This is a genomic window from Bradyrhizobium sp. URHA0013, assembly GCF_000518345.1.
Taxonomy (GTDB): domain Bacteria; phylum Pseudomonadota; class Alphaproteobacteria; order Rhizobiales; family Xanthobacteraceae; genus Bradyrhizobium.
Window position 1 is genome coordinate 58,546 of the sequence record NZ_JADK01000007.1, and the last position, 21,715, is coordinate 80,260.

Below are 21,715 nucleotides of genomic sequence, written 5' to 3' on the forward strand. Positions count from 1 at the left end.
TGCCAGAGAGACCTGAAAGGGCGATGGTGCCTGCTGCGGTGCAGCGCGCTCCAGCCGAGTCCTCATCGCGGTTTCACTCTCCGTCGCTTGATGCGACCGGTTCCCGGATGCCCCCAGAGGCAAGCGGAACTATTTTGCATGAAGGCCGCCTCCATGAACGTCCACCCGTCGCTCGCGATCGGACAGCCGATCGAAAAACCTGACGCGATCTCAGGTCACGCGATCTCGCCTGCCGCGACTGCGCCTGACGCGATGGTCCGCTTCGAAGGCATCTCGAAAACCTATCCGGCCTATCGCGGCAAGCCCGGCGTCAATGCCCTGCAAAACATCGACTTCGCGATCCCGCGCGGTTCGATCACCGGCGTCATCGGCCGCTCCGGCGCCGGCAAATCGAGCCTGGTCCGGCTCATTAACGGCCTGGAGAGGCCGACCACGGGCCGCGTCATCGTCGATAACAGAGATATCTCGGCGCTCGCGGGCCGAGACTTGCGGCTGGCGCAGCGCTCGATCGGCATGATCTTCCAGCACTTCAACCTGCTGTCCTCGCGCACCGCAGCCGCCAATATCGCGCTGCCGCTCGAGATTGCCGGCTGGGCCAAAGCGGACATCAAAACCCGGGTCGCCGAGCTGCTAGCGCTGGTGGGCATCGCCGACAAGCACGACCGCTACCCGTCCGAACTCTCCGGCGGCCAGAAACAGCGCGTCGGCATCGCGCGAGCCTTGGCGACGCGGCCGAGCGTGCTGCTGTCGGACGAGGCTACCTCGGCGCTCGATCCGCAGACCACGCGGGCGATCCTCGATCTGCTCGCGAACATCAACCGCGAGCTCGGCGTGACCATCGTGCTGATCACCCACGAGATGTCCGTGGTGCGCCAGCTCGCCAAGGACGTCGTGGTGCTCGACGCCGGCCGCGTCGTCGAGAGCGGCCATGTCGCCGACATCTTCACCCACCCCAAGCATCCGATCACGCAATCCTTCCTGGCCGAAGTGATCGGAGACAGCCTGCCGGTGTCGCTGGCGAGCCGGATCGTTTCGGAGCCGCCTGCGGGCGGACAAGCGGTGATCCGCGTCCAGGTGCGCGGGGCAGGGGCCGGCGACACGCTGGTGGCGCGGCTCGCACGGGAACTCGGCCTCGATGTGTCGCTGCTGTCGGCCCGCATCGACGAGATCGGCGGCCAGCATGTGGGCTCACTGACGCTAGGTATCCCTCTCGGCATGTCCAGCGACGAGGACGCGACGACGCGCACGCTGGCCTGGCTGTCACAATATCAATTCCCCGCGGAGCGTCTCGGCTATGTCGCCTGAACTCATCAACCTGATCGTCCAGGCGACCGGCGAGAGCCTGTACATGGTCGGGCTCGCGGCGCTGATCGGCACCGCGTTTGGACTGCCGCTCGGCGTCTTTCTCGCGACCAGCCGGAAAGGCGAGCTGTTCGCCGCGCCCATCGTCAATCGCGTGCTCGGTGCCGTCGTCAACGCGACGCGGTCCACGCCTTTCATCATTCTGGTCGTCGCCATCATCCCGTTCACGCGGTTGGTGGCCGGCACCTCGATCGGATCGACGGCCGCGATCGTGCCGTTGACGATCGCATCGGCGCCGTTCATCGCGCGCCTGGTCGAGGCCGCAATCCGCGAGGTCGATGGTGGCCTGATCGAGACCGCGTCCTCGTTCGGGGCCTCGCCGATGCAGATCGTGCTCAAGGTGCTGATCCCCGAAGCGCTGCCGGGTCTTCTGTTGGCGCTGACGCTCGCGGTGGTCAGCCTGCTCGGCTATTCCGCCATGGTCGGTGCCGTCGGAGGCGGGGGCCTGGGCGATCTCGGTATCCGCTACGGCTATCAGCGCTTCATGCCGGAGATGATGCTCGCCGTCGTCGTGGTGCTGATCGCGCTGGTGCAGCTGGTGCAGAGCGCTGGCGATTATTTCGCGCGTCGGGTCAACCGCCGGCTGCGACATCGCTGACGCCGTTTCAGACATTTCGAACAAGCAGGTTCTTGTCGGTCTGGAAACATTCCAAACTTCGAGACACGACTGAGCGCATTCGTCGCACGCGTTGCGCACGCGTCTGGAGAAATTCTAACGCAGTTCCTATCGCACTCCGAAATCGCCTGCGTTAGGGCGAGGCATCAAAAACGATACCGGCGAAGCCGGCAGTGCGTGGGGCCTCGACGTGACCAACTTCCAACTTGCTTCGCGTTCCGACACGCGTCGTCGACAGATACAGACTCTCTTCCTCGGAGCGGCCAGCACATTTGCTCTCGTCGTACCCTTCGGTGCCGTGGAGGCGCAGACGCAGATTCCCGCCGTCACCGTCGAAGCCCCGGCCCAGCGCGCCCGGCCTGCGGCGGTCGCATCAACGCGACGCTCAGGGGCGACACCCACCGCACGCGCCAATCGTCGCTCTCCGGCGCAGCAAGTCGCGCCAACCCAATCGGCATCCTCGAACGGTGCCACGGGTGAACGCGCCAATGGTCCGGTGCGCGGTTTCGTTGCGACGCGCAGCGGCACCGCGACCAAGACGGATACGCCGCTGATCGAAACCCCGCAGTCCGTCTCGGTCGTCACGACCGACCAGGTCAGGAACCAGGGTGCGGTCTCGATCGGCGAGGCGTTGCGCTACACCGCGGGTGTCAGCGGCGACGTCAACGGCGGCTCGGATACCCGTTTCGGCGCCCTCCAGATCCGCGGCTTCGACACCACCATGTCGGGCCTCTACGTCGACGGATTGCGGATTCCCTCCAGCAATTACGTGCACTTCAACGGCCTCGATCCCTACGGCGCAGAGCGCCTCGAGGTCCTGAAGGGCCCATCCTCGGCGATGTATGGCGGCAGCGGCACCGGCGGCATCCTCAACTACGTGACCAAGCTGCCGACGGCGCAGCAATTCGGCGAGGTCTCGATCTCCGGCGGCAGCTTCAACCGTTATCAGGGCCAGTTCGACATGGGCGGTCCCGCCAACAAGGACAGCACGGTGCTGTGGCGCCTGACCGGCGTCGTTCGTGACGGCGAGACCCAGGTCGACTTCACCAAGGACAACCGCGTCTTCATCGCGCCCGCCGTCACGTTCAAGCCGAACGAGGACACCACCATCACGATCCTCGCGAACTACCAGCGCGACCGGGCAGGGTGGGGCCTTCAGTTCCTGCCGGCCTCGGGCACGGTGTGGCCGATCAACGGCCGCACCATCCCGGTCTCGTTCTTCGCGGGCGTGCCGAGCTTCAACGCGTTCAACACCGAGATCGCGACCGCCGGCTACCAGCTCTCGCACAATTTCACCGACAACATCACGTTCCGTCAGAATTTGCGCTATGCCTATCAGCACAACGAGGAGAAGGTGTTTTTCGGCGGAGGCTATACCGACGAGGCCGCGGGACAGCTCGCGCGTTTCGGCAGCTACAGCAACTCCTACATCAACTCTTTCGCGGTGGACAATCAGCTCCAGGGCAAGTTCACCACGGGTTTCCTGAGCCACACCACGCTGGTCGGGCTCGACTATCGCAACACCAGATTCCGCGACACCGCCTTTGGCGTCACGACGTCCGCGCCCGAGATCAACGTCTTCAACCCGGTCTACAGTTACGACTGGACCATGGGCGCCATGAGCGACGACACCGGAGTCAAGCAATCGCAGGTCGGCCTCTACGCGCAGGACCAGATCAAGCTCGGCCGGCTCTCGTTCCAGCTCAGTGGCCGTCAGGATTTCGTCACGACGCAGGTAGACAGCGGAATCTTCAATACGTCCGTCGCGAAGGATGCATCGGCCTTCACCGGCCGCGCCGCATTGATGTACAATTTCGACAACGGCATCGCGCCTTATTTCAGCTATTCGGAATCGTTCCTGCCGGTGCTCGCCACCGGCCCGAGCGGACAGCTGCTCAATCCCGAGACCGGCGTGCAGTACGAGGTGGGTGTCAAGTATCAGCCGATCGGCTGGAACGCGCTGTTCACCTTCGCCGCCTTCGACCTGACGCGCGACAACGTCGTCACCTTTGCGCCTCCGCTCAACATTGCCGAACAGACCGGGCAAGTAAAATCGCGCGGCCTTGAGCTCGAAGGCACGATGTCGCTCGCCGACGGCTGGAACCTGCGCGCGGCCTACGCCTATGTCGATGCAATGGTCACGCAGGATCCCGTCAATGTCGGCAAGGCGCCGGTCACCGTGCCGCTCAACCGCGCCTCGCTGTGGAACGACTACACGCTTCAGACCGGGCCGCTCGCGGGGCTGCAGTTCGGTGGCGGCCTCCGCTATGTCGGCGCGACCTGGGGCGATGACGCCAACACGTTCGAGGTCGGATCCGCGACCGTGCTGGACGCGCTGCTCGCCTACACCAGGGACAATTGGCGGCTGTCGCTGAACGTCACCAACCTCGCCGACACCCGCTATGTCGCCGCCTGCTACAGCCTGTCGGGCTGCTTCTATGCGGAGGGACGCAAGGCCATCGGCAAGCTGACGTATCGGTGGTGAGTTCGAATGAGGACAGGCCGTGATGGCGGCCGGGCCCGCTTGATGAGAGAAGACGATGAGAGCGATATTCGGCAAGCTGCATCGCTGGGCGGGACTGCTGACGGCCGGCTTCCTGTTCTTCTCCGGCATCACCGGGGCGATCATCTCCTGGGATCACGAGATCGACGAGGTCCTGAACAGCCATCTGTTCGACGTCAGCAGCAAAGGCCCGGCCATTCCCTCGATCGATCTCGCCAAGATGATCGAGCAGCGCGATCCCCGCGCGCGCGTGGTCTACCTGTTCATGACGCCGGAGGCGGGCCACTCGCTGTGGTTCTTCGTCATGGCCAGGATCGATCCCGCGACCGGCAAGCGTTACGCGCTCGACTACAATCAGATCTTCCTCGATCCCAACACCGGCGCGGAGCTCGGCCGGCGCTATTGGGGCGCGGTGTGGCCGGTGACGCGCGAAAACTTCGTCTCGTTTCTCTACAAGCTGCACTACACCATGCACATCCCGGAATTCTGGGGCAGCGACCGCTGGGGCATGCGCCTGCTCGGAATCATCGCCATCATCTGGACCATCGATTGCTTCGTCGGCATCTACCTGACGCTGCCCTCGCGCCCGCGCGCCAAGGCGGCACGGGCGCCCCAGGTCACGCGCCAGCTCGAACGCGGCTTCTGGGCGCGCTGGGCGCCGGCGTGGACCATCAAAACCTCGGGCAGCGCCTACCGGATCAATTTCGACCTCCATCGCGCTTTCAGCCTGTGGACCTGGGGTCTCCTGTTCATCATCGCCTTCACGGCGTTCTCGCTGAACCTCTATTTCGAGGTGTTCTCGCCGCTGATGAAGATGGTGTCGAATTACACGCCGACACCCTATGAGCAGCGGCCATATCGCGATCTCGACGATCCCATCGAGCCCAAGGTCGGCTTCGCCGACATCGCCGCGCGCGCGGCGGCCGACGGCAAGGGGCGAGGGTGGACCGTCCCGGTCGGCTCAATCAATTACGGCCCGGCCCACGGCGTCTATGCCGCCGCCTTCTTCCATCCGGGCGACGATCACGGCGCCGGCGGCGTCGGCCCGGCGCAGCTCTATTACGACAGCGAGGACGGTCGTCCGATCGGCGAACGGCTGCCCTGGGTCGGCACCGCCGCCGACATCTTCGTGCAGGCGCAATTCCCATTGCATTCAGGCCGCATCGTGGGACTATTCGGCCGCATCCTGATCTCGATCATGGGGCTGGTGGTGGCAGCACTCTCGGTTACCGGAATCGTGATCTGGTGGCGCAAACGCCGCGCCCGTATCCGCGTCCGCGAGACGGCGGCGATGCGCCCGAGCCGGCAGCAACTGACGCCGGCGGAATAGGGCTCCTGGCCGCTCGGGGATGAACCTTCCCGCACGGCACCGGCACAAAGACTGGAGATCAGACCCAGCCCTGTCGGAAATCACATGAGATCGCTCGCCTTGCTCTGCCTGCTCGCTTTCGCCACGCCCGCACATGCGGCTGGCCCGGAGCAGCATTATCTCGACCTGCGCGATCGCTACATCGCAAAGTTCTCGAAAGCCACGGAGAATGACGAGACCTATAAGCAGCGCGATGCGGCACTCAAGGAATTGACGGGCGTCCTGCGCGGCATGGTGGGCGCCGTCGCGATCAAGGGACTGCCGGCCGACGGCAAGACGAACGCGGACACGCTTTTCAAGGGCGATTCCGGCTTCGGCCATCTCGACGGGCTCGGCTTCGCCTCCGAGGGCGACAAGATGCAGGCGGTGGTGACCACGACTGGCCTGCTCAAGCACTGGCTGCGCGAGCACCGCGAGGACGGCATGCCGCAGGAGATCGGCGCGGCGTTCAAGTCGGACCGCTTCTACTATCAGGCGATCCAGGACTCCGCCTTCGCCAAATATGCCGAGCTGCCGATCACGAAGCCCGCGGGAGCAAGCGCTGCGGTCGCTGTACTGGGCGTGCGCGGCAATGGCGATTTGAAGGGACCGCCGCATGAAATCGACGTCGTCGCAATCCAGGGCGACAAGGTCTTCTTTCTCGCCGCAAGCGACGCGGTGAAGACGGCTGAGATCCCGGCCTGCGAAAAGGTTTGGAAGCAGATGATGGCCAAACCCATCGACAAGAAAGACCCCCGCGGCGACATCACCCGCGAAGACAACGCGATGACCGCGTACACGGCGTGCTTCGCCAAGGAGGCACCAAGCCAGAGCTGGTATTCGACGGCGGTCAAGAAAGCGCAGAGCCAGCTGGAGTTGCTGCCGCTGCGCTAAGGCGATCATCCAGTTACCTTCGGGGGCTGCAGCGTTGTGCGGCGCCATGGCTCGAGAATGCTCAATCGGAAATTGCAGCTCGTCCTGCAGGCGCAACCGAGGCGGATCAGCGCGATGTTGCCAAGTCCGCATCGACGAGCTCGTCGGCAACAGGGTGCTCGGATTCGGCCGCGCTCATGGAACTCGTTCGCGACGAGGGGGTTGCACTGCGGTTGGAACCGAACGGGTAGCACAGTTGAATCGCCGACAATTCCTGGAAGCCTCGGCATTGACGCCCTTGGCAACACTACTGCCCGGCGCACTCTCTGCGGCATCGGCGGCGGAGTTGCCGTTTGGCCCCTCTTATGTCCGCGAGCTTGCCCGCAACTTGGCGAGTAAGCCCTTTGAGCCACCAGATGAAAAGGTCCCGGACGCGCTCAAGGATCTCACCTACGATCAGTACCGGTCAATTCGCTTTCTGCCGGAGCGCGCGGCTTGGCGCAGCGAGAAGCTGCCCTTCGAGGTCCAGTTTTTCCACCGCGGCTTTTTCTACAAGAACAAGGTCGACATTTACGAGGTCTCCGGCGGACGAGCCGTACCGATCAGGTACCGGCGCGACGATTTTGCATTCGGCGACAATATCGGCCAGATACCGGACGCCGATCTCGGATTTGCCGGGTTTCGCATTCACACCCCGATCAATCGCCCCGACTATTTCGACGAGGTTTGCGCGTTTCTCGGCGCCAGCTACTTCCGTGCCGTTGCCAAAGGCGAGACCTACGGCCTTTCCGCGCGCGGCCTGTCGATCGATACCGGCGAGAGCAAGGGGGAGGAATTTCCCTTCTTCAAGGCCTTCTGGCTGGAGAAGCCCGCGCCGGGTGCCACATCTGTCGTGGTACACGCGCTGCTTGACAGCAAGAGCGCTACGGCAAGCTATCGCTTCACGATCAGGCCCGGCGCTCCGACGGTCTTCGACGTGGAGATGTCGCTCTATCCGCGGATCGAGCTGCAGCATGCCGGCCTGGCGCCCATGACGAGCATGTTCTTTTTCGGTCCGAACGACCGACACGATGTCGATGATTTCCGCCCTGCGGTGCACGACTCCGATGGGCTCGCCGTGTTCAACGGAAAGGGCGAGCAACTCTGGCGTCCTCTCAACAATCCGCGCGATCTGCAGGCGAGCACATTCAATGATCTCAATCCTCGCGGCTTCGGCCTGATGCAGCGGGAGAGAAATTTCTTTGCCTACGAAGACATCGAATCGCGCTTTGAGCGTCGCCCGAGCCTCTGGGTCGAACCGATCGGAGACTGGGGAGAGGGCAGTGTGGTCCTCTTTGAGATCCCGACCAAGGAGGAAGTTCACGACAACATCGCCGCCTTCTGGCGCCCGAAAACAGCTCTCCAGGCCAAGAGCGAAAACAATTACACCTATCGTCTGCACTGGGGTCCGGACGCGCCGAAGCCCAATTCACTGGCCCGGTTCACCCGCACAGGCGTTGGCGCCCGGGGCGACGACAGCAAATTGTTCGTGCTCGAGCTGCTCGGTGACAAGCTGAAGGAGGTCGACCCTGACAAGGTGAGGGGCGCCGTCAGCGCCGACAAATCCGAGATCAAGAACGTCGTCACACAGCCAAACCCGGAAACCGGCGGCTGGCGCCTGAGTTTTCAATGCGCCGTGAAGGACGCGCCTATCGAGTTGAGGGCGGTCTTGATGCAGGGCGACCAACCGATCTCCGAAGTCTGGGTTTACCGATGGGCGCCCTGACGCCGTCGCCCGCGCTTTCGCCTGAGCTTGGCATTCGGTATCTTCCCGACGAAACGCCTCTCCCGATGCTGCCCTGCCGATTGGACGGGACAAATCGTGCCTATCCGGCGCGACTGCGGACCGCCCCTGCCGTTGCAGCGCGGCGCCTGTTCATTCTTGGCGGAACGGTCGCGATTACCGCTGCGGGCGCTGTTGAGATGTACGACGTTCTCAAGGTTGGTGGCGTCACGGTCCTCGAAGGCATGGTGTTCGGGCTATTTCTCGTGCTGCTCGCCTGGATCGCGTTTTCGTTCGTGTCTTCAGTCGCCGGTTTTTTTGTGCTCCTGCGGGGCCGACCGGATGTGCTGCCAATTAACAGCCACGGTCCGCTGCCCGGGATCACCGGCCGAACGGCGATGCTGTTGCCGACCTATAACGAGGACCAGCACCATCTCATGGCGCGACTCCGCGCCATGTACGAGTCGGTCGGCGAAACCGGACAGGCCCCGTTGTTCGATTGGTTTCTGCTCAGTGACACCACAGATCCGGACATCTGGATTGCCGAGGAGCTTGCGTTTCTGGAACTGCAGCGCAACTGCGGTTCGGGCCATCTCTACTATCGTCACCGATCCGACAACACCGCCCGAAAGTCCGGCAACATCGCCGAATGGGTGAGGCGGTTCGGTGGTGCCTACGACTACATGATCATTCTCGACGCGGACAGCCTGATGAGCGGAGAGACCATCGTTCGGCTGGTGGGCGCGATGGAAGCAAACCCGCAGGCCGCGCTGATTCAAACGCTTCCGATCGTCGTCAATGCGCGAACCCTGATTAGCCGGCTTCAGCAGTTCTCGGGTCGTTTGTACGGTCCGCTGATCGCGGCCGGGAACGCCTGGTGGCACGCCTCAGAGGGCAACTACTGGGGACATAATGCCATCATCCGGGTGCAGGCTTTTGCGCAAGAGGCGGGCTTGCCCGAATTGCGCGGGAGGAAGCCTTTCGGCGGCCACATCCTCAGCCACGATTTTGTCGAAGCCGCGCTGATGCGGCGGGCGGGGTGGGGGATTTTCATGGCTCCAGGCCTCGGTGGAAGTTTCGAGGAGGTACCACCGTCCCTGCTGGATTTCGCGGCGCGGGACCGCCGCTGGTGTCAGGGCAATCTCCAGCATCTTGCCGTTCTGCCGGCTCGAGACCTGCACTGGGTCTCCAGGCTTCACCTGTTGACAGGCATCGGCTCGTATCTCACCGCGCCCCTGTGGCTGCTGTTTCTATTGCTCGGAATCCTGATCTCCTTGCAGGCCTATTTCGTCAAGCCGGAGTACTTTCCCAAGGGTTTTTCGTTGTTTCCAACCTGGCCCGCACAGGATCCCGTGCTTGCCGCCTGGGTCTTTGCCGCGACAATGGGGCTGCTCATCCTGCCCAAATTGCTGGCCTACCTCGTTTTGCTCACCAGGCGTGCGGAACGGCAGGCATTCGGCGGCGGATTTCGCGTGCTGCTGGCGGTAGTCGCCGAGAGCCTGCTTGCCGCCTTGATCGCCCCATCCATGATGATCTTTCAATCCACCGCCGTTGCGGAGATCCTGCTGGGCCGTGACGCGGGCTGGCAAGTTCAACGGCGAAGCGATGGCAGGATCACGCGCGATGAAGTCTATCGCAAGTTCACGGTGCCGACCCTATGCGGTCTGGCAATGGCGGCAAGCGCCTACGCCGTGTCGCTTCCGCTGCTGCTCTGGATGTCGCCAGTGATCATCGGCCTCGTTTGCGCCATTCCGATCGGTCTCGTGACGTCGACGGCGCCGCGAATGGCGCACCTGTTTGCGACCCCCGAGGACAATCGCGCGCCGGCGCTGTTGCAGAGGGCGAGAGAGCTTGCCAGCCAGGCTCGGATCCAGGCACATGGAGCTCTGATCGAACTTCGACAGAACCCCGCGTTGCTGGGACCGCACATGCAGTCCCTCGAAACGCCGCCTCGCAAATCGGGCCAAATCGACATAGATCTCGCGATCGGCCGGGCCAAGATCGAGCAGAGCGACGACTTCGAGGAAGTCGTCAGCAGCCTCAGCGCACGCGAGACCCTTGCCGTGCTGAAGCACCGAAATGCCCTCGAGCAAGTCATGCGAATGCCGAGAGCTACTGCTTCCGCGGAAGTCTAGGTCATGGCAGTGTAGGTGAGGGCGCTGACCACCCAGTGGTGCTCGGGCAGAGGGCGAATGTCTGCCGTAAGCGCCGTGTGTGGTGCCGGCCTACAGCGCACTGCCCCCCAGATTCCAGCCGCGGCCACCCTCGCCAAAGATCTCGTAGCCCGTCGCCGTCACCGCGACCGTGTCCTCGAGCTTGATGAACCCGCGCTTCGGATGCTTCATCGTGGTCTCGATCGACACCACCATGCCTGTTTCGAGCGGCAGGCGGGCGTCGGTGTCATCGTAGGGGATTGGGCCTTTGGCGGTCAGGCGAGGGGCCTCATGGCTGACGAGGCCCATGCCGTGGGCCAAAAACTCCGTGCAGTCACGCTGGCTGATCTTCGCGAGCTGCCGCTCGGCCGCGACGTAGATGTCACCGCCCATGGCGCCGGGCCGCACCGCCGCGAAGGCGGCGCGCTGGACGGCTTCGATCTCGGCCAGCCACTCCTTCAGCTCGGTATCGGGATCGCCGAGCACGGCCATGCGCGCGAGATCGCCGATATAGCCGTGATAATTGCCGCCGGAATCGAGCGACAGCACGTCACCTTGCTCCCAGCGTTGCGCCGACGGCGCCCGGTTGTGGCTGTTGCCGCAGGCGAGCAGGCAGTATTCGAAGGTCAGCCCGCGATTGGCTTCGGCGATCCGCAAGGCGTCCGACAATTGCTGCTTGGTCGTGCCCGGCCCGTGCCCGGCGATCACCTCCAGCATCGAGGCGATGACGAGCTCGGAGGCCGTCTTGAGTTTCGCCAGCTCGTCGGCCGACTTCACCGCGCGCAGCCGCTCCAGCACCAGCAGTGCGTCCTTGAGCTCGGCGCCGGGCAGGGCGTCGGCGAGCGCCCGGCCCGCATCCATCGGCAGGAACGCCATCTCGACCCCGACCCGCTTCAAGGGCACGCCGGCATCCCGGATCAGGCTTACGGCCCGCGTGATCGCATCGACCGAGCCGTTGGACTCGGTCCGGACCTGCGCAATCCATGGCGGCGCGACAGCGCGCTGATGGGTCTCCAGCCGGTGCCCGACATAGACCGCGTGCTCCGGCGCGCCCTTGGGATAGATCAGGACCGGCAGATAGCGGCTGACGCCCAGCGCATCCATGTAGTCGAAGAAGATCGCGCGCTCGGCACCGAGCATGTACTGCACATTGTGCTTGGAGGTCGCGACTAGGACGTCGAGGCCGGCGGCCTCCATCAGACGGTCGAGCTTGGCCGCATCGAATGGAATGGCGCGCGAGCGATCTGTGCGGGCGACGTTCTCCTGCATGACGAACCTCCAATGCTGCCGTGGGCATCAACCGCAGCGTCGGTTTGCCCGGGGCTTGTTTGGCGCCAAGTGTGAGCCGAGAGAGGGGTTCTGGGTAGCTGTGGATTTATCTGGCCTGATCTGCACGGCCATATCCATGATTCGCATAAGGTATATTATGGAATATTTTATATACAATCAGATCAGTTATTTAGCCAGAATTCCTCTCATCGGACCTTCGTTCCTCGTTCTCTTCCGGGCCGGCCCGTCGCACGTCGCCCGACTTTCGACGGCTACTGTGCATGGGGTTGTTTTTCGGTTTTTGAATCCGGCCCATGCCTCCGAAAGCCGATATTGCCGTGAGGATGTCCGGCTGCAATAAGCGAAGCTTCGCGAGATCGCAGATGACCTTCTGACCTTCCGTCCGTATAGGTTTGCATCTCAGAACAACAACAAACTTTCCGAGGAAGCAGACCCATGAGCTTTTCCCGCCGCACGCTTCTCAAGGCCTCCGCCGCCACCGCGGTCCTGGGCGGCCTCAGTGCGCCCCATGTGGCCCGCGCCCAGAGCGCCGAGTTCACCTACAAATACGCCAACAACCTGCCGGACACCCATCCGCTGAACGTGCGCGCCAAGGAGATGGCGGCGGCGATCAAGGCCGAGACCAACGGCAAGTTCGACCTCCAGATCTTCCCGAACAACCAGCTCGGGTCCGACACCGACATGCTGAGCCAGATCCGGTCCGGCGGCGTCGAGTTTTTCACGCTGTCGGGGCTGATCCTGTCGACCCTGGTGCCCGCGGCCTCCATCAACGGCATCGGCTTCGCGTTCCCGGACTACGGCACGGTCTGGAAGGCCATGGACGGCGATCTCGGCGCCTTTGTCCGCGGCGAGATCAAGAAGGCCGGGCTCGAGGTCATGGACAAGATCTGGGACAACGGCTTCCGCCAGACCACGTCGTCGAGCAAGCCGATCACCGGTCCGGACGATCTCAAGGGCTTCAAGATCCGCGTGCCGGTGTCGCCGCTGTGGACCTCGATGTTCAAGGCGTTCGATGCGGCGCCCGCCTCGATCAATTTCGCCGAGGTCTATTCCGCGCTGCAGACCAGAATCGTCGAGGGCCAGGAGAACCCGCTGGCGATCATCTCGACCGCCAAGCTCTACGAAGTGCAGAAATACTGCTCGCTGACCAACCACATGTGGGACGGCTTCTGGTTCCTGGCCAACCGCAAGGCCTGGAGCAGCCTGCCCGAGGATGTGCGCACCATCGTCGCCAAGAACATCAATGCCGCAGCGCTCAAGGAACGTGAGGATACCGCCAAGCTCAATGCCAACCTGCAGCAGGAGCTCGCGGGCAAGGGCCTGACCTTCAACCAGCCCGCAGTCGCGCCGTTCCGCGACAAGCTGCGGTCCGCCGGCTTCTATGCCGAGTGGAAAGGTAAATACGGCGATCAGGCCTGGGACCTGCTGGAAAAGGCGGTCGGCAAGCTGTCGTAACGCGTTGGAGCCGTCATGGCTCATATCGAGGTCGAAGTGAACGGAGTGGCGGGCGAGGCGACTGTTCGGTCCCCTCGCCGACCTTCGTTGCTGGCCTCGACGGAGCGCGCACTCGGGCTCCTCGTCGAAATCCCGGCGGCCATTTTGGTGGTCGCCGAGATCGCAATCCTGTTTGCCGGCGTGGTCGCGCGCTACGGGCTGCACAGGCCGCTGATCTGGTCGGACGAGCTTGCCTCGATCCTGTTCCTGTGGCTCGCCATGCTGGGCGCGGCGGTCGCGTTCCGCCGCTCCGAGCACATGCGCATGACCGCGGTTGTCGCCAGCACCAGGCCGGCCACGCGGGCCTGGCTCGATCTGGTCGCGACCTGCGCGGCGCTGGCCTTCCTGGCGCTGATCGTCTGGCCGTCCTGGGACTACGCCTACGAGGAAAGCTTCATCACCACGCCGGCGCTGCAGATCTCCAATATGTGGCGCGCCGCGGCGCTGCCGGCCGGAATCTGCCTGATGGCGGTGTTCGCGCTGTTGCGGCTGCTGCGCGCAGCCGATTACCGTATGGTGCTGACGGCCGCGGTCGCCGTTGCCGTCGTCGTCGGCTTGTTCTGGCTGGCGCAGCCTTATCTGCGGCCGCTCGGCAATCTCAACCTCGTCATCTTCTTCGTTGGCGTCGCCGGCTTCTGCGTCTTTGCCGGCGTTCCCATCGCGTTCGGCTTCGGGCTCGCGATTTTCGGCTATCTGGCACTGACCACGCGCACGCCGGTCATGGTGCTGGTCGGGCGGATGGACGAGGGCATGAGCCACCTCATCTTGCTCTCGGTGCCGCTGTTCGTATTTTTGGGACTCCTGATCGAAATGACCGGCATGGCACGGGCCATGGTGGCGTTCCTGGCGAGCCTGCTCGGCCATGTCCGCGGTGGGCTGCATTACGTCCTGGTCGGCGCGATGTATCTGGTCTCCGGCATCTCCGGCGCCAAGGCCGCCGACATGGCGGCGGTCGCGCCTGTGCTGTTCCCGGAGATGAAGCAGCGCGGCGCCAAGCCCGGCGATCTCGTCGCGCTTCTTGCGGCCACCGGCGCGCAGACCGAAACCATTCCGCCGAGTCTCGTGCTGATCACGATCGGATCGGTCACGGGCGTCTCGATCGCCGCTTTGTTCACCGGCGGCCTGCTGCCCGGGGTGGTGCTGGCGATCACGCTGTGCATGCTGGTGTGGTGGCGCTACCGCCACGAGGACATGAGCCATGTCCGTCGCGCCACAGGCGGCGAGATCGGCAAGACCTTCATCATCGCCCTGCCCGCGCTCGCGCTGCCATTCGTGATCCGCTACGCCGTGGTCGAAGGCATCGCGACTGCCACCGAAGTCTCCACCATCGGCATCGTCTATGGCGCCCTGGTCGGCCTCCTGGTCTACCGCCGCTTCGACTGGCGGCGGCTGTTTCCCATGCTGGTCGAAACCGCCGCGCTGTCGGGCGCGATCCTGCTGATCATCGGCACGGCCACCGGCATGGCCTGGGGCCTGACGCAATCAGGGTTCTCGCGCGCGCTGGCGTCGGCCATGACCGGACTGCCGGGCGGCGCGGCGACCTTCATCGCCGTCTCGATCCTGGCCTTCACCATCCTCGGCAGCGTGCTGGAGGGCATCCCGGCGATCGTGCTGTTCGGGCCGCTATTGTTTCCGATTGCGCGTGCGGTCGGCGTGCACGAGGTGCACTATGCCATGGTGATCATTCTCGCCATGGGTATCGGGCTATTCGCCCCGCCCTTCGGGGTCGGCTATTATGCCGCCTGCGCCATCGGACGCGTCGATCCGGCCGAAGGCATCAGGCCGATCTGGGGTTATCTGCTGGCACTGCTGGTAGGATTGATCGTCGTCGCCGTGTTTCCGTGGATCTCCATCGGATTCCTGTAAGCCGGCGCGTGAGGGAGGTGTCGATGAGCGAGCGGCAGAACCAGTACAATATCGGTCTCGACAAGACGCCCGCCAACTACGTGCCGCTGAGCCCGTTGAGCTTCCTTGCGCGCAGCGCCGCGGTCTATCCCGATCACGTTAGCAAGGTCTACGAGGGGCGCAGCTTCACCTGGCGCGAGACCCATGAGCGCTGCAAGCGCTTTGCTTCGTATCTTGCCGGCAAGGGCATCGGCGTCGGCGACACCGTCGCTGCGATGCTGCCGAACATTCCGGCGATGAACGAGGTGCATTTCGCCGTACCCATGACGGGTGCCGTGCTCAACGCCCTGAACATCCGGCTCGATGCGCCTTCGATCGCATTTCAGCTCGACCATGGCGGCGCAAGGATCATTCTGGTCGACCCGGAGTTTTCCGGCGTGATCACCGATGCGCTCACGCAGATGAGTGGTCCAAAACCGTTCGTGATCGACGTCGACGACGCCGCATTCAAGGGCGGCAGGCGCATCGGCGAGATCGAGTACGAGACTGCCGTCGCGCAAGGCGATCCCAATTTCACCGCCATCCCGCCGAAGGACGAATGGGACGCGATCGCGCTGAGCTACACTTCTGGCACCACGGGAAATCCCAAGGGCGTCGTGACCCATCATCGCGGCGCCTATCTGAATGCCGTCAGCAACATCCTCGCGGGCCAACTCGGCCAGCATCCGGTCTATCTCTGGACGCTGCCGATGTTCCACTGCAACGGCTGGTGCTTCCCTTGGACCATTGCGGCGGCCGCCGGCATCAATGTCTGCCTGCGCAAGGTCGAGCCGACCAAGATCTTCGAGCTGATCAAGCAGCACGGCGTCACCCACATGTGCGGCGCGCCGATCGTCTACAACACGCTGATCAACGCGCCCGATGCACCGAAGAACGGCACTGCCCGCCGAGTCGTCGGCCTGATCGCCGGTGCCGCGCCGCCGGTCGCGGTGCTCGAGGGCGCCGAGAGCATCGGGATCAAGCTGACGCACGTCTACGGCTTGACCGAGGTCTACGGCCCCGCCTCTGTCTGCGCCGAGCAGCCAGGCTGGGATGATCTGCCCGCAGCCGAGCGCGCCAGCTTGAAGCGGCGGCAGGGCGTGCCCTACCCGCTCGAGGAAGACGTCACCGTCATCGATCCCCAGACCATGAGGCAGGTGCCGCGCGACGGCGAGACCATCGGCGAAGTCATGTTCCGCGGCAACATCGTGATGAAGGGCTACCTCAAGAACGACAAGGCGACGAAGGAAGCCTTCGAAGGAGGCTGGTTTCACACCGGAGATCTCGGCGTGCTCGACGCGCACGGCTACGTCATCATCAAGGATCGCTCCAAGGACATCATCATCTCCGGCGGCGAGAACATTTCCTCTGTCGAGGTCGAGGACATCCTTTACAAGCACCCCGCTGTGCTGTTCGCCGCCGTGGTCGCAAAGCCCGATCCGAAATGGGGCGAAGTGCCCTGCGCCTTCGTCGAGCTGAAGGACGGCGCCAGCGCGAGCGAAGCCGACATCATCGCCTTCTGCCGCTCGCATATGAGCGGCTTCAAGACGCCAAAGGCCGTCGTGTTCGGGCCGATCCCGAAAACGTCGACGGGCAAGATCCAGAAATTCCTGCTGCGCAACGAAGCGGGATCGGCGAAGGCGATCTCGGCCTGAGCTTGTCTCGACCTCCGCGGCGGCTGCGTGTCGCCGCGAAGTCATTGTGCAGTTTCGACGCGGTCGGGTTTGCCGAGCCCCTTGGCCCTCACATCTTCTTATAGGCGTCAACCAGGGCTTGGCCGTCGGCTCCCGCCTTCTTGAGCCAGTCGGCGGTGAGCTGTTCGCCGATCTTCTGGAATCCGGCCTTCAGGGCCGGGCTCGGCGGCTCGACCGTCATGCCCTTGGCCTTGAGCTGATCGATGTACCAGGTGCTCTTGTCCTGCCAGGCCTTCCAGCCGCGGGTTTCCGCGGTCGCTGCGGCCTTGAGGATGGCCTCCTGGGTCGGCTTGTCGAGCGCCTCGAACGCAGCCTTGTTGACGAAAGTGTAGTCCTTCGGGATCCAGGCCTGCACATCATAGAAGTATTTCAGCGACTCCCATGCCTTCGCATCGTAGCCCGTGCCGCCGGACGACATGAAGGAGTTCACGACGCCGGTGGCAAGCGCCTGCGGCAACTCGGCGGCCTGGATGGTGACGGACTGCGCGCCGACCAGCTCGCCAATGCGCGCGGTCCCAACATTATAGGCCCGCCATTTCAGGCCCTTCATGTCTTCGATGGTCGCAAGCGGCTTGCTGACATAGACGCCCTGCGGCGCCCACGGCACGACGAACAGCAGCTTGAGCCCCTGCGCATCGAGCTTCTTCGTAATCAGCGGCTTCGACGCCTGATAGAGCTTCATGGCGTCCGGAAAGCTGGTCGCCAGAAACGGCACGACATCGACCCCGTACACCGGATCCTCGTTCTCGTGGATCGACAGCAAGACTTCGCCCATCTGCGCCTGCCCGGTCATCACCGCGCGCTTGATATCGGGCGCCTTGAACAGCGAGGCGCCGGGATGAACCGTGATCTGGAGCTTGCCGGAAGTGGCAGCTTCGACGTCCTTGGCGAAAGCAACGAGGTTCTCGGAGTGCGGATTGTCGGCCGGATACGCTGCCGGCAGATTCCATTTGGTCTGAGCCAAAGCGGGTGTCGCGGCCAGCACGGCGCCGGCGATCAGGGATGCGCGGAATAAACGAGACATCATCGGGCTTCTCCTCACAGTCAATTTCAAAACGGTACGCTCAGTCTGGGAAGGCGAGCTTGGGCAAGAACATCACGATCTGCGGATATTCCGTGATGATGAACACGGCCGCGAGCAGCAGGACAAAGAACGGGAACGCCGCCCGCGCAACGGTGAAAGTGTCTCGCCCGCTCATGTTCTGGAGCACGAACAGATTGAAACCAACCGGCGGCGTGATCTGCGCCATCTCGACGTGGATGATGAGATAGACCCCGAACCAGACCAGGTCGAGACCGGCCTGCCTGACCATCGGCAGCACGATCACGGCAGTGAGAACGATCATCGAGATGCCGTCGATCAGGCATCCCAGGATGATGTACATGATGCTCAGATACAGCGCGAGCATGCCCGGGGTGAGCTGCTGGCCCTGGACCCAGGTGGCGAGCGCTGCCGGAATGCCCGTATAGGCCATGGCTGCGGTCGTGTAGGCTGCGCCCGCCAGGATCAGCATGATCATGCAGGTCAGGCGCGTCGCGCTCATGATGCTCTCGAGGAAGTTCTTGCGTGTGAGCGTGCCGCTCCACCACGCCAGCAGCAGCGCACCCGAAACGCCCCAGGCGGCGCATTCCGTCGCCGTCGCAAAGCCGAGCACGAGCGAGAGGAAGACCGCTAGGATCAGCAACAGGCAGGGCGCAAGCCTGGCCGACTCCCGCAGCTTCTGGCGGAACGGCATCGGAGGATCGCGCGGCGGAATCTTCTTCGGATTGAGCAGCGACCAGACGATGATGTAGCCGGAATAGAGCACCATCACGAGCACGCCGGGCAGGAAGCCGCCGAGGAACACCTGAAGCACGGAGACATTCGCCGTGACCGCATAGACCACCATCGGGATCGACGGCGGGATCAGCAGGCCGAGCGTACCGGAGCCCGCGAGCGAGCCGAGGCTGAGGCTCTTGTCGTAACCACGCTTGTCCAGTTCGGGCAGCGCGATCTTCCCGATGGTCGCACAGGTCGCCGCCGACGAGCCCGACACCGCCGCGAAGATGCCGCAGCCGATCACGTTGACATGAGTGAGACGCCCCGGCAGCCACTGAACCCAGGGCGACAGGCCTCGAAACATTTCCTCGGATAATTTGGTGCGGAAGAGGATCTCGCCCATCCAGATGAACAGCGGCAGCGCGGCCAGCGTCCATGACGAGCTTGCGCTCCATGTCGTGGTCGCAAGCACCGAGCCGAGCGGCAGGCTGGTGGTCAGCGCCATCGCCACGAAGCCGACGAGCCCCAGCGAAACCGCGATCCAGATGCCACTTCCCAGCAGCACGATCATGACGCCGAGCAGAATGAACGACAGTTCGATCATGCCGAGATTGGCCATCGTCAACCTCCGCCGCCCTGTGAGATCCGCTCGATGAATTCGTCCGGGGTCTCGTCCGGCGAGCCCTTCTCGTAGCTCGGCCGGTTGCCGCTGACGACACTGACCATTTCATCAATGAGCGCGATCGAGAGGATCACGAGTCCGCCGGAAAACCCGAGCTGCGGAATCCAGAGCGGAAGCGCGACGACGCCCTGCGCCACGTCGTTGAAGCGCCAGGAATCGTAGGTCATCTGCACGGCATGCCGGGTGAAATAGAGGATGAAAGCGGCGGCAATACCGAGGGCCACGACCTCCGCTACCTGCTTGGAGCGCCCATGCAGACGCTCCAGCAGCAGGCCGACCCGGATCATCTCGCCGCGCTTGAAGGTGTGAGCGAGGCCGAGGAATGCCATCGCCGCCATGCACCAGGAGGCGAAATCATCGCCGGCGGGAATGTTGACCGCAAACTGGCGCCCGATCGACATGATCATCATGATTGCAAAGATCGCAACCATGAAGGCGCCGGCGGCGTAGCCCGCACCGAGATAAAGGAGATCCAGCGCGCGTCGCACCGGTCCCCGGCTCGTGACATCGTCCCCTGCCAACGCGATCCCCATTCTCACACGAGGCGATTCAGACAGTCCCGGCGATCGTACGTCGCACGCCGGTCCTGCATGGATATCGCCTCTGCCCAGCGCCCTGTCTTTCAGACGTTAGATCAACATGATGGGGCTAGCGCAAGCAAGCAGTATGCCGGCTCTCGCCGGAATTTCCACCGCAGGTTCAGCGGGTCTCCAGCCGCAGCCCATCATACGCGGGCACCACGCCCGCCGGCAGCGACTGCCGGATCACCTCATAATCGACGTCGGCCGTCATATTGGTGATGACGGCGCGCTTCGGCTTGAAGCGCTCGATCCAGGACAACGCGTCGTTGATGCTGAAATGACTGACATGGCTGGTGTAGCGGAGGCCATCGACGATCCAGAGATCCAGATTTTCCAGAGCGCCCCAGCTCTCGCGCGGGATGTCGTTGAGGTCGGGTGTGTAGGCGGCATCGCCGATGCGATAGCCCAGCGCGGGAATGTTGCCGTGCTGCACCAGGAAGGCGGTCATCGTCACTGCGCCGCCCTTCCCCTGGATGGTCTGGCTTTCACCGGCCTCGATCGAATGTCCCGTCAGGATCGGCGGATAGTCGCTGCCCGCCGGCGAGACGAAGCAATAGGAAAACCGCGACATGATGTCGTTCGCGGTCGTCTGATTGAGATAGATCGGAATCCGCCGGCGCATGTGCATCACGACCGAACGCAGATCGTCCATGCCGTGGGTCTGATCGGCGTGCTCGTGGGTCAGGAACACTGCATCGATGTGGTCGACATTGGTCGAGAGCAATTGCTCGCGCAGGTCCGGCGAGGTGTCGATCACGATACGCGTGGTGCCCTCGTCCGATGTCTGCTCGACCAGCAGCGAACAGCGGAGACGGCGGTTCTTGGGATTGGTGGGATCGCAGGCACCCCAGCCGAGTGCCGGGCGCGGCACGCCGGCGGAGGAGCCGCAGCCCAGGATCGTCAGCGTCAGCGTCATGCGGCTCCCAGTTCTAAGCTTTCACCCTGGAGAACAGGCGAAAGAAGTTTTCGCTTGTCTGGCGCGAGATCTCGTCAAACGACACGCCGCGTGTTTCGGCGAGCACTTTTGCGACCTCGACCACATAGGCCGGTTCGTTGCGCTTGCCCCGGAACTTGCCGGGCGCAAGGTAGGGCGAGTCTGTTTCAACCAAAATGCGGTCGGACGGCAGTTCGGCCGCAAGCGCGCGCAGGGCCTCGGACTTCTTGAAGGTCAGGATGCCCGTGAAGCCGATATAGAGCCCGAGCGAGACCGCCTTCAGCGCCAGCTCGCGCCCGCCGGTGTAACAATGCAACACGGCGCGAAACGATCCTTTTGCCGTCTCCTCTTCTAGGATACGGCCGCAATCCTGGTCCGCCTCGCGGGTGTGGATTACCAGCGGCAAGCCGGTGGCGCGGGCGGCAGCGATGTGGGCACGAAAGCCCCTCGCCTGCGCCTCCGGCGAGCCGTTGTCGTAGAAATAGTCGAGCCCGGCTTCGCCGAGCGCGACGACCTTGGGGTGCTGCGTCAGCGCAATCAGCTCGTCCGGCGCGATGCCGTCTTCCTCATCGGCGTTATGCGGATGGGTGCCGACCGAGCAATAGACGTCGTCATAGCGCTCGGCGATAGACAAAAGCTGGTTCAGCTTTTTCACCCGAGTCGAAATGGTGACCATGCGGCCGATGCCGGCCGCTCGCGCCCGCGACACGATCCCGTCGAGATCCTCCGCAAAATCCGGAAAATCCAGGTGGCAGTGGCTGTCGACCAGCATGGTGCGAA

The 21,715-nt window shown here is 63.7% G+C and carries 16 protein-coding genes; 10 read left to right on the forward strand and 6 right to left on the reverse strand.

The genetic code is table 11. The features are described 5' to 3' along the window. Positions 1–138 precede the first annotated feature (138 nt). From N551_RS0110390 to mdoH, 7 genes are all read left to right on the forward strand, one after another. Positions 139–1,305, forward strand: coding sequence for a methionine ABC transporter ATP-binding protein (locus N551_RS0110390; RefSeq protein ID WP_027566932.1), 1,167 nt, complete (start codon positions 139–141; stop codon positions 1,303–1,305). Next, the gene (locus N551_RS0110395; protein WP_027566933.1) at positions 1,295–1,960 is read left to right on the forward strand and encodes a methionine ABC transporter permease; all 666 of its coding nucleotides are present in this window, start codon (positions 1,295–1,297) and stop codon (positions 1,958–1,960) included. The genes N551_RS0110390 and N551_RS0110395 overlap by 11 nt, the downstream gene beginning before the upstream one ends. A gap of 514 nt (positions 1,961–2,474) precedes the next feature. After that, a complete protein-coding gene (locus N551_RS0110400; RefSeq protein WP_027566934.1) occupies positions 2,475–4,463 on the forward strand; it encodes a TonB-dependent siderophore receptor in 1,989 nt (662 codons plus the stop codon). A gap of 55 nt (positions 4,464–4,518) precedes the next feature. Next, complete coding sequence (gene fsrB / locus N551_RS0110405) at positions 4,519–5,811, forward strand: siderophore utilization protein FsrB (protein ID WP_027566935.1); 1,293 nt, start codon at positions 4,519–4,521, stop codon at positions 5,809–5,811. Positions 5,812–5,895: 84 nt separating this feature from the next. Then, on the forward strand, positions 5,896–6,723 hold the full coding sequence (locus tag N551_RS0110410) for a hypothetical protein (RefSeq protein ID WP_027566936.1): 828 nt from the start codon (positions 5,896–5,898) through the stop codon (positions 6,721–6,723). A 289-nt stretch (positions 6,724–7,012) separates the two neighbouring features. Continuing rightward, positions 7,013–8,467: a glucan biosynthesis protein G gene (locus N551_RS0110415; protein WP_371180058.1), complete on the forward strand. Its 1,455-nt coding sequence runs from the start codon at positions 7,013–7,015 to the stop codon at positions 8,465–8,467. After that, the gene (gene mdoH, locus N551_RS0110420; protein ID WP_027566938.1) at positions 8,455–10,599 is read left to right on the forward strand and encodes a glucans biosynthesis glucosyltransferase MdoH; all 2,145 of its coding nucleotides are present in this window, start codon (positions 8,455–8,457) and stop codon (positions 10,597–10,599) included. The genes N551_RS0110415 and mdoH overlap by 13 nt, the downstream gene beginning before the upstream one ends. A gap of 90 nt (positions 10,600–10,689) precedes the next feature. Here mdoH and N551_RS0110425 read toward each other — a convergent pair whose 3' ends face one another. Beyond that, the gene (locus tag N551_RS0110425; protein ID WP_027566939.1) at positions 10,690–11,886 is read right to left on the reverse strand and encodes a Xaa-Pro peptidase family protein; all 1,197 of its coding nucleotides are present in this window, start codon (positions 11,884–11,886) and stop codon (positions 10,690–10,692) included. A gap of 456 nt (positions 11,887–12,342) precedes the next feature. On the opposite strand from N551_RS0110425, the gene N551_RS0110430 reads away from it, so the two are divergent. The 3 genes from N551_RS0110430 to N551_RS0110440 are packed head-to-tail and all read left to right on the forward strand — an operon-like array spanning position 12,343 to position 16,940. Further along, the gene (locus tag N551_RS0110430) at positions 12,343–13,362 is read left to right on the forward strand and encodes a TRAP transporter substrate-binding protein (RefSeq protein WP_027566940.1); all 1,020 of its coding nucleotides are present in this window, start codon (positions 12,343–12,345) and stop codon (positions 13,360–13,362) included. A 15-nt stretch (positions 13,363–13,377) separates the two neighbouring features. Continuing rightward, entirely contained in the window at positions 13,378–15,267 is a 1,890-nt protein-coding gene (locus tag N551_RS0110435; protein ID WP_027566941.1) for a TRAP transporter large permease subunit, read from the forward strand. A 23-nt stretch (positions 15,268–15,290) separates the two neighbouring features. Then, positions 15,291–16,940: an acyl-CoA synthetase gene (locus N551_RS0110440; RefSeq protein ID WP_027566942.1), complete on the forward strand. Its 1,650-nt coding sequence runs from the start codon at positions 15,291–15,293 to the stop codon at positions 16,938–16,940. 88 nt (positions 16,941–17,028) lie between these two features. Here the strand turns inward: N551_RS0110440 and N551_RS0110445 are convergent, their stop codons facing one another. The 5 genes from N551_RS0110445 to N551_RS0110465 all read right to left on the reverse strand — a co-directional run bounded on the left by N551_RS0110445 (position 17,029) and on the right by N551_RS0110465 (position 21,707). Then, entirely contained in the window at positions 17,029–18,006 is a 978-nt protein-coding gene (locus N551_RS0110445) for a TRAP transporter substrate-binding protein (RefSeq protein WP_027566943.1), read from the reverse strand. A 37-nt stretch (positions 18,007–18,043) separates the two neighbouring features. Beyond that, positions 18,044–19,357, reverse strand: a complete 1,314-nt coding sequence (locus tag N551_RS0110450; protein ID WP_027566944.1) for a TRAP transporter large permease — start codon at positions 19,355–19,357, stop codon at positions 18,044–18,046. 2 nt (positions 19,358–19,359) lie between these two features. Beyond that, positions 19,360–19,953, reverse strand: a complete 594-nt coding sequence (locus N551_RS0110455; RefSeq protein ID WP_007591089.1) for a TRAP transporter small permease — start codon at positions 19,951–19,953, stop codon at positions 19,360–19,362. A gap of 166 nt (positions 19,954–20,119) precedes the next feature. Next, entirely contained in the window at positions 20,120–20,917 is a 798-nt protein-coding gene (locus N551_RS0110460; RefSeq protein WP_027566945.1) for an MBL fold metallo-hydrolase, read from the reverse strand. Positions 20,918–20,930: 13 nt separating this feature from the next. Next, positions 20,931–21,707 carry a TatD family hydrolase gene (locus N551_RS0110465; RefSeq protein WP_027566946.1) on the reverse strand — a complete coding sequence of 259 codons (777 nt, stop codon included), beginning with the start codon at positions 21,705–21,707 and terminating at the stop codon, positions 20,931–20,933. Between the last annotated feature and the right edge of the window lie 8 nt (positions 21,708–21,715).

What these genes read in the sequence shown, in the direction of transcription:
- N551_RS0110410 (WP_027566936.1), top strand. Translation starts at nt 5,896, where the DNA reads ATGAGATCGCTCGCCTTGCTCTGCCTGCTCGCTTTCGCCACGCCCGCA.
- N551_RS0110395 (WP_027566933.1), top strand. Translation starts at nt 1,295, where the DNA reads ATGTCGCCTGAACTCATCAACCTGATCGTCCAGGCGACCGGCGAGAGC.
- N551_RS0110465 (WP_027566946.1), bottom strand. Translation starts at nt 21,707, where the DNA reads ATGCTGGTCGACAGCCACTGCCACCTGGATTTTCCGGATTTTGCGGAG.
- N551_RS0110445 (WP_027566943.1), bottom strand. Translation starts at nt 18,006, where the DNA reads ATGATGTCTCGTTTATTCCGCGCATCCCTGATCGCCGGCGCCGTGCTG.
- N551_RS0110390 (WP_027566932.1), top strand. Translation starts at nt 139, where the DNA reads ATGAAGGCCGCCTCCATGAACGTCCACCCGTCGCTCGCGATCGGACAG.
- N551_RS0110430 (WP_027566940.1), top strand. Translation starts at nt 12,343, where the DNA reads ATGAGCTTTTCCCGCCGCACGCTTCTCAAGGCCTCCGCCGCCACCGCG.
- N551_RS0110460 (WP_027566945.1), bottom strand. Translation starts at nt 20,917, where the DNA reads ATGACGCTGACGCTGACGATCCTGGGCTGCGGCTCCTCCGCCGGCGTG.
- N551_RS0110450 (WP_027566944.1), bottom strand. Translation starts at nt 19,357, where the DNA reads ATGGCCAATCTCGGCATGATCGAACTGTCGTTCATTCTGCTCGGCGTC.
- mdoH (WP_027566938.1), top strand. Translation starts at nt 8,455, where the DNA reads ATGGGCGCCCTGACGCCGTCGCCCGCGCTTTCGCCTGAGCTTGGCATT.
- N551_RS0110425 (WP_027566939.1), bottom strand. Translation starts at nt 11,886, where the DNA reads ATGCAGGAGAACGTCGCCCGCACAGATCGCTCGCGCGCCATTCCATTC.
- fsrB (WP_027566935.1), top strand. Translation starts at nt 4,519, where the DNA reads ATGAGAGCGATATTCGGCAAGCTGCATCGCTGGGCGGGACTGCTGACG.
- N551_RS0110435 (WP_027566941.1), top strand. Translation starts at nt 13,378, where the DNA reads ATGGCTCATATCGAGGTCGAAGTGAACGGAGTGGCGGGCGAGGCGACT.
- N551_RS0110455 (WP_007591089.1), bottom strand. Translation starts at nt 19,953, where the DNA reads ATGGGGATCGCGTTGGCAGGGGACGATGTCACGAGCCGGGGACCGGTG.
- N551_RS0110440 (WP_027566942.1), top strand. Translation starts at nt 15,291, where the DNA reads ATGAGCGAGCGGCAGAACCAGTACAATATCGGTCTCGACAAGACGCCC.